Source organism: Kitasatospora sp. NPDC091207, from assembly GCF_044768625.1.
GTDB lineage: Bacteria > Actinomycetota > Actinomycetes > Streptomycetales > Streptomycetaceae > Kitasatospora.
This window is the reverse complement of the sequence record NZ_JBIVVS010000015.1, coordinates 105,340-121,404: the sequence shown is the minus strand read 5'-3', so window position 1 is coordinate 121,404 and position 16,065 is coordinate 105,340. Positions and strand designations below refer to the sequence as shown.

The 16,065-nt window shown below is 75.6% G+C and carries 1 protein-coding gene; it reads left to right on the top strand.

The features are described from left to right. Positions 1-28: 28 nt before the first annotated feature. On the top strand, positions 29-16,060 hold the full coding sequence (locus ACIQTO_RS24025) for an SDR family NAD(P)-dependent oxidoreductase (RefSeq protein WP_402391543.1): 16,032 nt from the start codon (positions 29-31) through the stop codon (positions 16,058-16,060). Positions 16,061-16,065: the final 5 nt, after the last annotated feature.

Sequence of the window (16,065 nt, the reverse complement as noted above, 5' to 3'; positions counted from 1 at the left end):
GCCCAACCCCCCCGGTGAGGAATTGACGATGGCCACGGACGAAAAGATCCTCAAGTACCTCAAGCGTGTCACGGCCGAACTGCACGACCTGCGCAAGCAGGTCCAGCGGAACGCGGACGAGCCGGTGGCGATCGTGGGCATGGCCTGCCGGCTGCCCGGCGGCGTCACCGGCCCCGACAGCCTGTGGCAGCTGGTCAGCGAGGGCCGGGACGGCGTGTCGGCGTTCCCGGACGACCGCGGCTGGGACTTGGACACGCTCCTCGACGACGACCCGGACAAGGCCGGCACCTCCTATGTCGGGCAGGGCGGATTCCTGCGTGACGCCGGGAAGTTCGACGCCGAGTTCTTCGGGATCTCGCCGCGTGAGGCGCTCGCCATGGACCCGCAGCAGCGGCTGCTGCTGGAGACCTCGTGGGAGGCCCTGGAGCGGGCCGGCGTCGACCCGGCCTCGCTCAAGGGCGCGGACGTCGGGGTGTTCAACGGGATCATGGGCGTCGACTACTTCTTCGGCGGCAGCGTGCCGCCGGAGTTGGAGGGCTTCGCCGGTACGGGTGCGGCGGGCAGCGTGGCGTCCGGCCGGATCTCGTACGTGTTCGGCTTCGAGGGCCCGGCGGTGACGGTCGACACGGCGTGCTCGTCCTCGCTGGTGGCGATCCACCTGGCCGCGCAGGCGCTGCGGCGCGGCGAGTGCTCGATGGCGCTCGCGGGGGGTGCGACCGTGATGGCCACCCCGCACACCTTCGTGGAGTTCTCGCGGCAGCGGGGGCTGGCCTCCGACGGCCGGTGCAAGTCCTACGCGGACGCCGCGGACGGCACCGGGTGGGCCGAGGGCGCGGGTGTGGTGGTGCTGGAGCGGCTCTCCGAGGCACGGCGCAAGGGGCATCAGGTGCTTGCCGTGCTGCGTGGCAGCGCGGTGAACCAGGACGGCGCCTCCAACGGTCTGACCGCGCCCAACGGGCTCTCCCAGCAGGTGGTCATCCGCAAGGCGCTGGCGGCGGCCGGGCTCACCCCGGCCGACGTGGACGTGGTGGAGGGGCACGGCACCGGCACGGTGCTGGGTGACCCGATCGAGGCGCAGGCGCTGCTGGCCACCTACGGCCAGGAGCGCGAGCCCGGGCGGCCGTTGTGGCTCGGGTCGTTGAAGTCGAACATCGGCCACGCCCAGGCCGCGGCCGGTGTGTCGGGTGTGATCAAGATGGTCCAGGCGCTGCGGCACGGCGTGCTGCCCGCGACCCTGCACGTGGACGCGCCGTCCTCGCAGGTGGACTGGACGGCGGGCGCCGTCGAGCTGCTCGACCGCAGCCGGCCGTGGCCGGAGGTGGACCGGGTGCGCCGGGCCGGGGTGTCGTCCTTCGGTGTCAGCGGGACGAACGCGCACCTGATCCTGGAGCAGGCGCCCGAGGAGGAGCTGGAGCCGGTCGCGGGCGAGGCCGCGCCGGGTGCCGGCACGGTGCCGCTGGTGGTCTCGGCGAAGAGCGCCGGCTCGCTGGCCGGCCAGGCCGAGCGGCTGACCGCCTTCGTCGGGGCGTCGGAGCAGGAGCTTCCGGACGTCGCCGCCGCGCTGGTGTCGCAGCGGGCGTTGCTGGGTGAGCGTGCGGTGGTGCTGGCGGGTTCGTCGGAGGAGGCGTTGGCGGGGCTGGGTGCGCTGGCGCGCGGGGAGTCCGACGCCGCGCTGGTGACCGGAGGCGGCTCGGCCCGTACGGTGTTCGTCTTCCCGGGGCAGGGTTCGCAGCGGGTGGGGATGGGCCGGGAGTTGGCCGAGCGGTACCCGGTGTTCGCCGAGGCGTTCGACGCGGCGTGTGCGGCGTTGGACGCGGGGTTGGCGGGCCGGGTGGAGCACTCGGTCAAGGACGTCGTGTTCGGTACGGCGGGCGATCTCGGCCAGACGGTGTTCACCCAGGCCGGCTTGTTCGCGGTGGAGACGGCGTTGTTCCGGCTGGTGGAGTCCTGGGGTGTGCGGCCGGACGCGGTGCTGGGGCATTCGATCGGTGAGATCACGGCCGCGCACGTCGCGGGTGTGCTGTCGCTGGCGGACGCGGCGGCGGTGGTGGCCGCGCGGGGTCGGCTGATGCAGGCGCTGCCGTCCGGTGGTGCGATGGTGGCGGTGGCGGCGACGGAGGCGGAGGTCGCCGGATTCCTGGGCGATGGCGTCGACTTGGCGGCGGTGAACGGTCCGTCCTCGGTGGTGCTCTCCGGGGAGGAGGCGGCCGTACTGAAGGCCGCCGAGAGCCTGAAGGAGCAGGGGCGCAAGGTCAAGCGGCTGACGGTCTCGCACGCCTTCCACTCGGCGCTGATGGAGCCGATGCTGGCCGAGTTCGCCACCGTGCTCGCCGAGGTGACCTGGGGTGAGGCGCGGTTCCCGGTCGTCTCCAACGTGACTGGCCGGGTGGCCGAGCCGGGTCAACTCGCCGATCCCGCCTACTGGGTGGACCATGTACGCCGCCCGGTCCGGTTCGCCGACGGGATCACCGCGGCGGCCGAGCTCGGCGGCGCGGTCTTCGTCGAGCTTGGCCCGGGTGCCGCGCTGAGCGGTGTGGTGGACGAGACGGCCGACGGCCGTGCCGTGTCGGTGGCGGCGCTGCGCGACGGCCGCCCCGAGGCGCACACCCTGCTCGCCTCGGTCGCCGAACTCTTCGTCCGGGGTGTCGAGGTGGACTGGGTCAAGACCCTGCCCGCCGGTGCCGGTGCCGCTCGGGTGGAGCTGCCCACCTACGCGTTCGACCACGAGCACTACTGGCTCCAGATGATGGCCTCGGTGACGGACGCGGCGGCGCTCGGCCTGACCGGCGCCGGTCACCCGCTGCTCGGCGCGGTGGTCCCACTTCCGCAGTCCGACGGGCTGGTGTTCACCTCCCGGCTCTCGCTGCGGACGCACGGCTGGCTGGCCGACCACGCCGTCGGGGGAGTGGTCCTGGTCCCCGGTACCGGTCTGGTGGAGCTGGCCGTGCGGGCCGGTGACGAGGTCGGCTGCGGCACGCTGGACGAACTGGTGATCGAGGCACCGCTGGTGGTGCCCGAGCACGGCGGCGTCCGGGTCCAGGTCGCCGTCGGCGGCCCGGACGAGCGCGGCGCGCGCACGGTGGAGGTCTACTCCTCCCGCGAGGACGCCGCCGAGACGTGGACCCGCCACGCCGCCGGCCGGCTGGCGCCGACCGCGGTCGGCGACGCCGCCCCGGCCTTCGACTTCACGGCCTGGCCCCCGGCGGGGGCACAGCCGGCCGACATCGATGACCTCTACCCCGATCTGGTCGCCCAGGGCTACGCCTACGGCCCGGCCTTCCAGGGCCTGCGCGCGCTGTGGCGGCGCGGCGAGGAACTCTTCGCCGAGATCGCCCTGCCCGAGGACCACCGGGACCAGGCCGACCGCTTCGGCATCCACCCGGCGCTGCTCGACGCCGCCCTGCACCCGGGCCTGCGGGACACCGTGGCGGCCGACGGCGACCGGCTGTGGCAGCCGCTGCGGTGGAGCGGGCTCGTGCTGCACGCCACGGGCGCGGCGGCACTGCGGGTCAGACTCGCCCGACTCGGCGCCGGCACACTGTCGTTCGAGGCCGCCGACGAGACCGGCGCCGCCGTCCTGGCGGCCGAGGCGGTGACGCTTCGTCCGCTCGCGGTGGAGCAGTTGGCCACCTCGGCGGGCGCGGCGGGTGGTGACGCGCTGTTCCGGGTGGAGTGGACCGAGCTGCCCGCGGCGGCCGCCCCGGTCGCCGTGCGGTGGACCGCCCTGTCCGGCCCGGCGGAGGTGACCGCGCCGACCGACGCTGAGCCGGTGCCGTCCGTCGTCGTCCTGGACGCGGTCGGGGACGCCGCGGACGAGAACGCGGCGCTCGCTCTGACCGGCCGGGTGCTGGTGACCGTGCAGGCCTGGCTGGCCGCGCCGCACTTCGAAGGTTCGCGCCTCGTGGTGCACACCCGGGGTGCGGTGGCCGCCGGCGGCGACGCCGCGGTGACGGACCCGGCGGGTGCGGCGGTCTGGGGTCTGATCCGGGTCGCCCAGGCGGAGAACCCGGACCGGATCGTGCTGCTCGACACCGGCACCGGCACCGGCACCGACACCGACACCGGTACTGAAGCCCCCGTCGACGCTGTGCTCGCCGCGGCGCTGGCCACGGGCGAGCCGCAGGTCGCCGTGCGCGGGAGGACCCTGTCCGCGCCGCGCCTGGTCCGCGCCGTCGACGCCGTCGAGGCCGACCCGGCCCCGGCGTTCGACCCGGCGGGTACCGTCCTGGTCACCGGCGGCACGGGTTCGCTGGGCGCGCTGCTGGCGCGGCACCTGGTGACCGGGCACGGGGTCCGGCAGTTGCTGCTGGTCAGCCGGCGCGGTCTCGATGCCGAGGGTGCGCCGGAGTTGGCCGCGGAGTTGGCCGGGCTCGGGGCGTCGGTGTCGGTGGTGGCCTGTGATGTGACCGATCGTGGGGCGGTGGCGGCGCTGCTGGCGGCGGTGCCGGCCGAGCACCCGCTGACGGGTGTGGTGCACACCGCCGGCGTCCTGGACGACGGGGTGATCGGCGCTCTGACGCCCGAGCGACTGGCCTACGTGTTCGCCCCGAAGGTGACCGCGGTGCGGCATCTGGACGAGTTGACGCGTGAACTGGCGCCGGAGCTGCGGTCGTTCGTGCTCTTCTCGTCGGCGGCCGGGGTGTTCGGGTCGGCGGGGCAGGGCAACTACGCGGCGGCCAACGCCCAGTTGGACGCGGTCGCCCACCGGCGCCGCGCCGACGGTCTGCCGGCCGTGTCGCTGGCCTGGGGCCTCTGGGAACAGGCCGGCGGCATGGCCGCGCACCTCACCGAGGCGGACCAGAGCCGGGTGAACCGGGGTGGCTTCCTCGCGATCGCGCCGGCGGAGGGCCTGGAGCTCTTCGACGCGGCCCTGCGCACCGGCCGGGCCGTGACCGTGCCGATCAAGCTGGACCTGCGGGCCGTCCGGGCCGAGGCCGCGACGGGGCGCGGAGTCCTGCCGCTGCTGCGCAGCCTGGTGCCCGTCGGCCGCCGGGCCGTCCGGACCGCCTCCGGGCTGGCCGACCGGCTCGCCGGGCTGGCCGCGGCGGAGCAGGAGACCCTGCTGCTGGAGCTGGTGCGCACGCACGTCGCGACCGTGCTCGGGCACGCCGGGGCGGCCAACGTCAAGGCGGAGAAGGCGTTCAAGGACGCCGGCTTCGACTCGCTGACCTCCGTCCAGCTGCGCAACCGGCTGCGCGAGGCCACCGGCCTCAACCTGCCCACGACCGTCGTCTACGACTACCCCACGCCGGTGGCGCTCGCCCGCTTCCTGCGTGAGGAGCTCGGTGACACCGCTGCCGCCGCCGCCGTCCCCACGGTGGTCGCGGCCGACCCGGACGAGCCGATCGCGATCGTCGGGATGGCCTGCCGGCTGCCCGGCGGCGTGGTCACCCCGGAGGACCTGTGGCGGCTGGTGTCGGAGGGCCGCGACGCGGTGTCCGGCTTCCCGGTGGACCGCGGGTGGGACGTGGGCGGCCTCTACGACGAGGACCAGGAGAACATCGGCACCTCCTACGTCGACCAGGGCGGCTTCCTGCACGACGCGGGGCTCTTCGACGCGGGCTTCTTCGGGATCTCGCCGCGTGAGGCGCTGGCGATGGACCCGCAGCAGCGGCTGCTGCTGGAGATGTCCTGGGAGGCGCTGGAGCGGGCCGGGGTCGACCCGGTCTCGCTGAAGGGCCGGGACGTCGGGGTGTTCTCCGGTGTGATGACGCAGGGCTACGGGATCGGCGGCGTCATCCCGCCCGAGCTGAGCGGGTTCACCGCCACCGGTTCGGCGATGAGCGTCGCCTCCGGCCGGGTGTCCTACGTCTTCGGCTTCGAGGGTCCGGCGGTGACGGTCGACACGGCGTGTTCGTCCTCGCTGGTGGCGATGCACCTGGCGGCGCAGGCCCTGCGCTCGGGCGAGTGCTCGCTGGCGCTGGCCGGCGGCGCGACGATCATGGCGACGCCGCACACGTTCGTGGAGTTCTCGCGGCAGAAGGCACTGGCCCCCGACGGCCGGTGCAAGGCGTTCTCCTCGACGGCCGACGGCACCGGGTGGGGCGAGGGCGCGGGGGTCGTGGTGCTGGAGCGGCTCTCCGAGGCGCGCCGCAACGGACACCGGATCCTGGCCGTGCTGCGCGGCAGCGCGGTGAACCAGGACGGCGCCTCCAACGGTCTGACCGCGCCGAACGGCCCGTCGCAGCAGCGGGTGATCCGCAAGGCCCTCGCCAACGCGGGCCTGTCCACCACCGACGTCGACGTGGTCGAGGCCCACGGGACGGGCACCTCACTGGGTGACCCGATCGAGGCGCAGGCGCTGCTCGCCACCTACGGCCGCGGCCGCGCCGCGGACCTCCCGCTCTGGCTCGGCTCGGTCAAGTCCAACGTCGGCCACACCCAGGCGGCGGCGGGTGTCGCGGGCGTGATCAAGATGGTGGAGGCGCTGCGGCACGGGGTGCTGCCGCCCACCCTGCACGTCGAGGAGCCGACACCGCAGGTGGACTGGTCGGTCGGCGCGGTGGAACTGCTGACCGAGGCGCGGGTGTGGCCGGAGACCGGCCGCCCCCGCCGGGTGGGTGTCTCCTCGTTCGGGCTGAGCGGGACGAACGCGCACCTGATCCTGGAGCAGGCCCCCGAGGAGGCCCCGGTCGCGGTCGAGGCCGCGCCCGACGGTGTGGTGCCGCTGGTGGTCTCGGCGGCGTCGAGCGCCTCGCTGGCCGGGCAGGCCGAGCGGCTGGCGGCCTTCGTCGAGGCGTCCGGATCGGTGTCGCCGGCCGCCGTGGCCGGCGTTCTCGCGACGCGGCGGGCGGTGCTCGGTGAGCGTGCGGTGCTGGTGGCGGGTTCGCGGTCCGAGGTGCTGGCCGGGCTGGGGGCGCTGGCGCGGGGCGAGTCGGCTCCCGGTCTGGTGACGGGCAGCCCGTCCGGGGCGGGCCGGTCGGTGCTGGTGTTCCCGGGGCAGGGTTCGCAGTGGGTCGGGATGGGGCGTGAACTGCTGGACTCCTCGCCGGTGTTCGCCGCGCGGGTGGCGGAGTGCGCCGCCGCGCTGGAGCGCTGGGTGGACTGGTCGCTGGTCGAGGTGCTGCGGGGTGAGGCTCCGGCCGAGCTGTTGGAGCGGGTGGATGTGCTGCAGCCGGCGAGTTTCGCGGTGATGGTCGGTCTGGCCGCCGTCTGGGCGTCGGTGGGTGTCGTCCCGGACGCGGTGGTCGGTCACTCGCAGGGCGAGATCGCGGCGGCCTGCGTCTCGGGTGCGCTGTCGTTGGAGGACGCGGCGCGGATCGTGGCGGTGCGCAGCCAGGTGATCGCGGGCAGTCTCGCGGGGCGTGGCGGGATGGCCTCGGTGGCGCTCTCGGAGTCTGAGGCCGTCGAGCGCCTGGAGCGCTGGGCCGACCGGGTGGAGGTGGCGGCCGTCAACAGCCCCACGTCCGTGGTGGTGGCCGGTGACGCCGAGGCGCTGGACGAGGCCCTGGCGGTCCTGGCGGCCGACGGGGTGCGGGTGCGCCGGGTGGCGGTGGACTACGCCTCGCACTCCCGGCACGTCGAGGCGATCGAGGGGACGCTGGCCGAGGCTTTCGCGGACATCCGGGGGCAGGCCCCGCTGGTGCCGTTCTTCTCCACCGTCACCGGTGGGTGGGTCGACGAGGCGGGCGTGCTGGACGGCGGGTACTGGTACCGCAACCTGCGCGGCCAGGTCCGCTTCGGGCCGGCGGTCGCCGAACTGCTCGGCCAGGGCCACACGGTGTTCGTGGAGGCCAGCGCCCACCCGGTGCTGGTCCAGCCGGTCAACGAGATCGTGGACGCGGCCGAGGCCGAGGCCGTGGTCACCGGGACGCTGCGGCGCGACGAGGGCGGCCCGCGCCGGCTGCTGACCTCGATGGCCGAACTCTTCGTCCGGGGCATCGAGGTGGACTGGACCGGCGTGCTCCCCACCGGTGCCGATTCCGCCCAGCTGGACCTGCCGACCTACGCCTTCGACCAGCAGCACTACTGGCTGCGCACCGCCCCGGCCACGGACGCGGCCTCGCTCGGCCAGGCCGGCGTCGACCACCCGCTGATCGGCGCGGTGGTGGCGGTACCCGAGACGGGCGGCGTGCTCTGCACCTCCCGGCTCTCCCTGCACACCCACCCGTGGCTGGCCGACCACGCCGTCGGCGGCGCCGTGCTGGTGCCCGGCACCGGTCTGGTGGAGCTGGCGGTGCGGGCCGGTGACGAGGTCGGCTGCGGCACCCTCGACGAGCTGGTGATCGAGGCCCCGCTGGTGCTGCCCGAGCAGGGCGGCGTCCGGGTCCAGGTCACCGTCGGCGGCCCCGACGGGACCGGCGCCCGCAGCGTCGGCATCTACTCCGTCCGCGAGGACGCCGCCGGGCACACCGGGGGCGACACCTGGACCCGCCACGCCACCGGCACGCTGACGGCGACCTCGGACGCCGCCGGTCCGGCGTTCGACTTCACCGCCTGGCCGCCCGCCGACGCGCAGCCGGTGGGCGTCACCGGCGGCTACGACCTGCTGGCGCAGGCGGGGTACGGCTACGGGCCGGCCTTCCAGGGCGTGCGGGCGGTGTGGCGGCGCGGCGAGGAGCTCTTCGCCGAGGTCGTCCTGCCCGAGGAGCAGCGGGACGGCGCCGCCCGGTTCGGCATCCACCCCGCGCTGCTCGACGCCGCCCTGCACCCCGTGATGCTGGAGGTGGCGCTCGGGGATCCGACGGGCGAGAACCGGTCGGGCGGCGAGTCCGAGGTGCACCTGCCGTTCGGCTGGAACGGGCTGCGGCTGCACGCGGCCGGCGCCTCGGCCCTGCGGGTCCGCCTGGTGCGGTCCGATGCGCAGACCCTCTCCCTGGAGGCCGCCGACGAGACCGGCGGACCCGTCCTGACGCTCCGCTCGCTGGTCTCGCGCGCCGTGTCCGCCGACCAGTTGGGCGGGGCGGGCGCCGAGGAGAGCCGGGACGCGCTGTTCCGGGTGGACTGGACGGAGTTGCCCACGAGCGCCGCTCCGGGCCTGGAACTGCCGCCGGCCTGGGTGCCGGTGGCCTCCCCGGACCACGTGGCCATGCTGACCAACGGCTCGGGCGTGCCGCCCGTCGTCGTCCTGGACGCGGTCGGGGACGCCGCGGACGAGAACGCGGCGCTCGGTCTGACCGGCCGGGTGCTGGAGATCGTCCAGGCCTGGCTGGCCACCCGGGGGCTGGAGGCGGCGCGGCTGGTCGTCGTCACCCGGGGTGCGGTGGCCGCCGGCGGCGACGCCGCGGTGACGGACCCGGCGGGTGCGGCGGTCTGGGGTCTGATCCGGGTCGCCCAGGCGGAGAACCCGGACCGGATCGTGCTGCTCGACACCGACGCCGCCCCCGGTACCGACGTCGAACCGGTGCTCGCCGCCGTGCTTTCCACGGGTGAGCCGCAGGTCGCCGTGCGCGGGACCACGCTGTTCGCGCCCCGGATCGCCCGGGCCACCGGGTCGGCCGACCGTGCCGTCGACGCCGTCGAGGCCGACCCGGCCCCGGCGTTCGACCCGGCGGGTACCGTCCTGCTCACCGGCGGCACCGGCACCCTCGGTGGGCTGCTGGCACGGCGGCTGGTGACCGGGCACGGGGTCCGGCAGTTGCTGCTGGTCAGCCGGCGCGGTCTCGATGCCGAGGGTGCGCCGGAGTTGGCCGCGGAGTTGGCCGGGCTCGGGGCGTCGGTGTCGGTGGTGGCCTGTGATGTGACCGATCGTGGGGCGGTGGCGGCGCTGCTGGCGGCGGTGCCGGCCGAGCACCCGCTGACGGGTGTGGTGCACACCGCCGGCGTCCTGGACGACGGGGTGATCGGCGCTCTGACGCCCGAGCGACTGGCCTACGTGTTCGCCCCGAAGGTGAGCGCGGTGCGGCATCTGGACGAGTTGACGCGTGAACTGGCGCCGGAGCTGCGGTCGTTCGTGCTCTTCTCGTCGGCGGCCGGGGTGTTCGGGTCGGCGGGGCAGGGCAACTACGCGGCGGCCAACGCGTATCTGGACGCGGTCGCCCACCGGCGCCGCGCCGACGGTCTGCCGGCCGTGTCGCTGGCCTGGGGCCTCTGGGAACAGGCCACCGCGATGACCGCCCACCTCGACACCGCGGCGGAGGCCCGGACCGGCCGAAGCCGGAGCCGCTCGCTGGGCTCGGAGGAAGGCCTGGACCTCTTCGACGCGGCGCTGCGCACCGATGACGCGCTGCTCGTCCCGATCAAGCTCGACCTGCGGTCCATGCGCGCCGACGCGGCGGCGGGCCGTGAGGTGCAGCCCCTGCTGCGCGGCCTGATCCGGGTGAGCCGGCAGACCGCGCGGTCTGCCGCGAGCGACAGCACGGGCGGGCTGGCCGGTCGGCTGGCCGGGCTGGCGGCGGACGAGCAGGCGGCGCTGCTGCTGGAGCTGGTCCGCACGCACGCGGCGACCGTGCTCGGCCACGCGGGACCGGAGGGCGTCAAGACCGACACCGCGTTCCGTGACTCCGGCTTCGACTCGCTGACCTCGGTCGAACTGCGCAACCGGCTGCGCGAGGCCACCGGCCTCAAGCTGCCCGCGACGGTCGTGTTCGACCACCCGACCCCGCTCGCGCTCGCCCGTCACCTGCACGGTGAGTTCGGGGAGACGACGGGGACGGGTGTCCCGGCGGCGCCCGCGCTGCCGGCGGTGGCCGCCGATCCCGGCGAGCCGATCGCGATCGTCGGGATGGCCTGCCGGCTGCCCGGCGGCGTGGCGAGCCCGGCGGACCTGTGGCGGCTGGTCAGCGAGGGCCGGGACGCGATGTCCGGCTTCCCGTCCGATCGCGGCTGGGACCTCGACGGCCTGTTCGACGCCGACCCGGACAAGGCCGGCACCTCCTACGTCGACCAGGGCGGGTTCCTCCACGAGGCCGGCCTCTTCGACGGGGGCTTCTTCGGGATCTCGCCGCGTGAGGCGCTGGCGATGGACCCGCAGCAGCGGCTGCTGCTGGAGACCTCGTGGGAGGCGCTGGAGCGGGCGGGCATCGACCCGGCCACGCTGAAGGGCACCGACGTCGGGGTGTTCTCCGGCCTGATGGGCGCCGGCTACGGCTCGGGCAGCGATGTCCCCGCCGAGCTGGAGGGCTTCGTCACGACCGGCGCCGGCAGCAGTGTGGCCTCCGGCCGCGTCTCCTACGTGTTCGGCTTCGAGGGCCCGGCGGTGACGGTCGACACGGCGTGCTCCTCCTCACTGGTCGCGATGCACCTGGCCGCGCAGTCGCTGCGGTCCGGTGAGTGCTCGCTGGCCCTCGCCAGCGGCGCGGCCGTCATGACCGGCCCCGGCGCGTTCGTCCAGTTCTCGCGGCAGCGGGGCCTGGCGGCCGACGGCCGGTGCAAGTCCTACGCGGAGGCCGCCGACGGTACGGGCTGGGCCGAGGGTGCGGGTGTGGTGGTGCTGGAGCGGCTCTCCGAGGCGCGGCGCAACGGGCACCACGTCCTGGCGGTGGTGCGGGGCAGCGCGGTGAACCAGGACGGCGCCTCCAACGGTCTGACGGCGCCCAACGGCCCCTCGCAGCAGCGCGTCATCCGCAAGGCCCTGGCGGCGGCCGGGCTGACCCCGTCCGACATCGACGCGGTCGAGGGCCACGGCACCGGGACGGTGCTCGGTGACCCGATCGAGGCGCAGGCGCTGCTGGCCACCTACGGCCGCGGCCGCGACCCGGAGCGGCCGCTCTGGCTGGGTTCGCTGAAGTCGAACATCGGCCACACCCAGGCGGCTTCGGGCGTGGCCGGGGTGATCAAGATGGTGGAGGCGCTGCGGCACGGGGTGCTGCCGCCGACGCTGCACGTGGACGCGCCGTCCTCGCAGGTGGACTGGTCGGTCGGTGCGGTGGAGCTGCTGACCGAGGCGCGGGCGTGGCCGGAGACCGGCCGCCCCCGCCGGGTGGGTGTCTCCTCGTTCGGACTGAGCGGGACGAACGCGCACCTGATCCTGGAGCAGGTGCCGGAGGACGCCGAGGTGGAGCAGGCGGTCGTGACCGCCCCCGACGCCCTGGTGCCGCTGGTGCTGTCGGCGAAGAGCACGGGGTCGCTGGCCGGCCAGGCCGGGCGGCTGGCCCCCTTCGTGGAGACCTCCGGGATCGGGGCGCCGGACGTCGCCGCCGCATTGCTGTCGCAGCGGGCGTTGCTGTCCGAGCGTGCGGTGGTGCTGGCGGGTTCGTCGGAGGAGGCGCTGGCGGGTCTGGGTGCGCTGGCGCGCGGGGAGGCCGATGCCGCGTTGGTGACCGGCACGGTGTCCGACACCGCCCGCACGGTGCTGGTGTTCCCGGGGCAGGGTTCGCAGCGGGTGGGGATGGGCCGGGAGTTGGCCGAGCGGTACCCGGTGTTCGCCGAGGCGTTCGACGCGGCGTGCGCGGCGTTGGACGCGGGGTTGGCGGGCCGGGTGGAGCACTCGGTCAAGGACGTCGTGTTCGGCACGGCGGGCGATCTCGACCAGACGGTCTACACCCAGGCGGGTCTGTTCGCGGTGGAGACGGCGCTGTTCCGGCTGGTGGAGTCCTGGGGTGTCCGGCCCGATGCGGTACTGGGGCATTCGATCGGTGAGATCACGGCCGCGCACGTCTCCGGAGTGCTGTCGCTGGCGGACGCGGCGGCCGTGGTGGCCGCGCGAGGCCGGCTGATGCAGGCGCTGCCGTCCGGTGGCGCGATGGTCGCGGTGGCCGCGACGGAGGCGGAGGTCGCCGAATTCCTGGGCGATGGCGTCGACTTGGCGGCGGTGAACGGTCCGTCCTCGGTGGTGCTCTCCGGTGCGGAGGCGGCCGTGCTGAAGGCCGCGGAGAGCCTGAAGGAGCAGGGGCGCAAGGTCAAGCGGCTGACGGTCTCGCACGCCTTCCACTCGGCGCTGATGGAGCCGATGCTGGCCGAGTTCGCCGCGGTCCTGGCCGACGTGACCTGGGGTGAGGCGCGGTTCCCGGTCGTCTCCAACGTGACTGGCCGGGTGGCCGAGCCGGGTCAACTCGCTGACCCGGCTTACTGGGTGGACCATGTACGCCGCCCGGTCCGGTTCGCCGACGGGATCACCGCGGCGGCCGAACTCGGTGGCGCGGTCTTCGTCGAGCTGGGCCCGGGTGCCGCGCTGAGCGGTGTGGTGGCGGAGTCCGCCGGCGAGAACGCGGTCGCGGTGGCGGCGCTGCGCGACGGCCGCTCCGAGGCGCACACCCTGCTCGCCTCGGTCGCCGAACTCTTCGTCCGGGGCGTCGCGGTGGACTGGGCCGCAACCCTGCCCGCCGGGCTCACGACCGCTCATCTGGACCTGCCCACCTACGCCTTCGACCACGAGCACTACTGGCTTCGCAGTGCCCCGGCCACCGACGCGGCCTCGCTCGGCCAGGGCCGGGCCGATCACCCGCTGCTCGGCGCGGTGGTCCAACTCCCGCAGTCCGACGGCCTGGTGTTCACCTCCCGGCTCTCGCTGCGCACCCACGCCTGGCTGGCCGACCACACCGTCGGCGGCCTCGTGCTGGTGCCCGGCTCCGCGCTGGTGGAGCTGGCCGTCCGGGCCGGTGACGAGGTCGGCTGCGGTGCGCTGGACGAGCTGGTCGTCGAGGCCCCGCTGGTGGTGCCCGAGCACGGCGGCGTCCGGGTCCAGGTCGCCGTCGGCGGCCCGGACGAGTACGGCGCGCGCACGGTGGAGGTGTACTCCGCCCACGAGGACGCCGCCGAGACCTGGACCCGCCACGTCACCGGAACCCTGGCGGTGGCGCCTACGGCGGGCGCCGCCCCGCAGTTCGACACCGCGGTCTGGCCCCCGGCCGGTGCGGAACCGGTCGACGTCGACGGCCTCTACACCGAGCTCATCGGGCACGGCCACGAGTACGGGCCCTTGTTCCGGGCCGTCCGGGCGGCCTGGCGGCGCGGCGACGAGCTGTTCGCCGAGGTCGTCCTGCCCGGGGAGCAGCGGGACGGCGCCGCCCGGTTCGGCCTGCACCCCGCGCTGCTCGACGCAGCCCTGCACCCCGCCCTGCGGGACGCGGGCGCGGCGGACCTCGACCGGACGTGGCAGCCGTTGGCGTGGCACGGGCTGGCCCTGCACGCCGTCGGCGCCTCGGCGCTGCGGGTGCGGGTCACCGTGCAGGGGCCCGACACGCTGGCGCTGGCGGCGGTCGACGAGACCGGCGGCCCGGTCCTGACGGCGGCCGGTGTGACGCTGCGGCCGCTCACCGCCGAGCAGTTGGCGGCCGCGTCGGGCACGGCGGGTGACGACACGCTGTACCGGGTGGACTGGACGGTGCTGCCCCCGGCCCCGCTGCGGCCCGCCGGGCCGGCGCCCCGCCGGGCGACCGTGAGCACCGCGGCGGACCTCGCGGCCCTGACGGCCGGCGGGGACGTTCCTCCCGTGGTCCTGCTGCCGGCCGTCGCGGACGGTGAGGACGCGGACGCTGTCCTCACGCTGACCTCGCGGGTGCTGGCGGTGGTGCAGGCCTGGCTGGCCGACGAGTCCCTGGAAGATGCCCGGCTGGTGGTGCGGACCCGGGGCGCGGTGCCGGCCGGCGGCGACGCCGCCCTGACCGACCCGGCGGGTGCGGCCGTCTGGGGCCTGGTCCGGGCGGCCCAGTCGGAGAACCCCGACCGGATCGTCCTGCTCGACACCGACACCGACGCCGACGCCGACGCCGACGCCGAGACCGATGCCGGGACCGTGCTCGCCGAGGTGCTCGCGCTCGGCGAGCCGCAGGTCGCGGTGCGCGGGACGGCGCTGCACGTGCCGCGCCTGGCCCCCGCCGCCGGCGCCGACGCACCGGGCGGCGAGCCGGCCTTCCGCCCGGACGGCACGGTCCTGATCACCGGCGGCACCGGCTCGCTGGGCGCCCTGACGGCCCGCCACCTGGTCGTGCGGCACGGCGTCCGCCACCTCGTCCTGGCCGGCCGGCGCGGCCCGGACGCCGAGGGCGCGGCGGCGCTCGCCGCCGAACTCACCGCCGCCGGGGCGGCCGTGTCGGTGGTGGCGTGCGACGTCACCGACCGGGACGCGGTCGCCGCCCTCCTCGGCGCCGTCCCGGCCGAGCACCCGCTGACCGGAATCGTCCACGCCGCCCGGGTCTTCGACGCCGGAGTGATCGGCGAGGCCGACCCGGACCGGCTGGCGCGGGTCTTCGCGCCGAAGGTGACCGCCGTCCGCCACCTGGACGAGCTCAGTCGCGAACTGGCCCCGGACCTGGGCGCGTTCGTGCTGATGTCCTCCGCGTCCTCGGTCTTCCTGGGCGCGGGCACCGGCGGCTACGCCGCGGCCAACGCCCACTTGGACGCGGTGGCGCACCGACGCCGTGCGGCGGGCCTGCCCGGCACGTCGCTGGCCTGGGGCGGCTGGGCGCAGGCCGCCGGGCCGGACGGCTCCGCCGACGGGTCCGGCCGGCGCGGGGGTGTCCGGCCCCTGACGGCCGAGGCGGGCATGGACCTGTTCGACGCGGCGCTGCGCACCGGCGAGGCCCTGCTCGTGCCGGTCGAACTGGACCTGCGGGCGCTGCGCGCCGACGCCGCGCTCGGCGGCGGTGTCCCGCCGCTGCTGCGCGGCCTGGTCCGCACCGGCCGGCAGGCCGTCCGGGCGGCCGCCGGCGACGGTGGCGGCGGGCTGGCCCGCCGGCTGGCCGGGCTCGCGCCGGCCGAGCAGGAGGCGCTGCTGCTGGACCTGGTGCGCGGCCGGGTGGCGACGGTCCTCGGCCACGCCGGGGCGGATCAGGTCAGGCCGGAGACGGCGTTCAAGGACGCCGGCTTCGACTCGCTCACCTCCGTCGAGCTGCGCAACCGGCTCCGGGAGGCGACGGGGCTGAGCCTGCCGGCCACGGTGGTCTTCGACTACCCGACGCCGCTGTCCCTGGCGCACTACCTGTACGACCGGCTGGACCCGGCCGCCGAGGCCGCGGCCACCTCGCACCCGCTGCTGGTCGAGCTGAGCCGGCTGGAGGCGATGCTGGCCGAGACCCCGGCCGGCGACGCGGCCCGTGCCCAGGTCGCCACCAGGCTCCAGGGCCTGCTGGCCACCTGGTCGACGGCGAACGGCGGCGGGCCCGCCGAGGAACAGATCGACTACGACACCGCCTCCGACGACGAGCTCTTCGACCTCATCGACACCGAGTTCGGCAGCTGACCGCC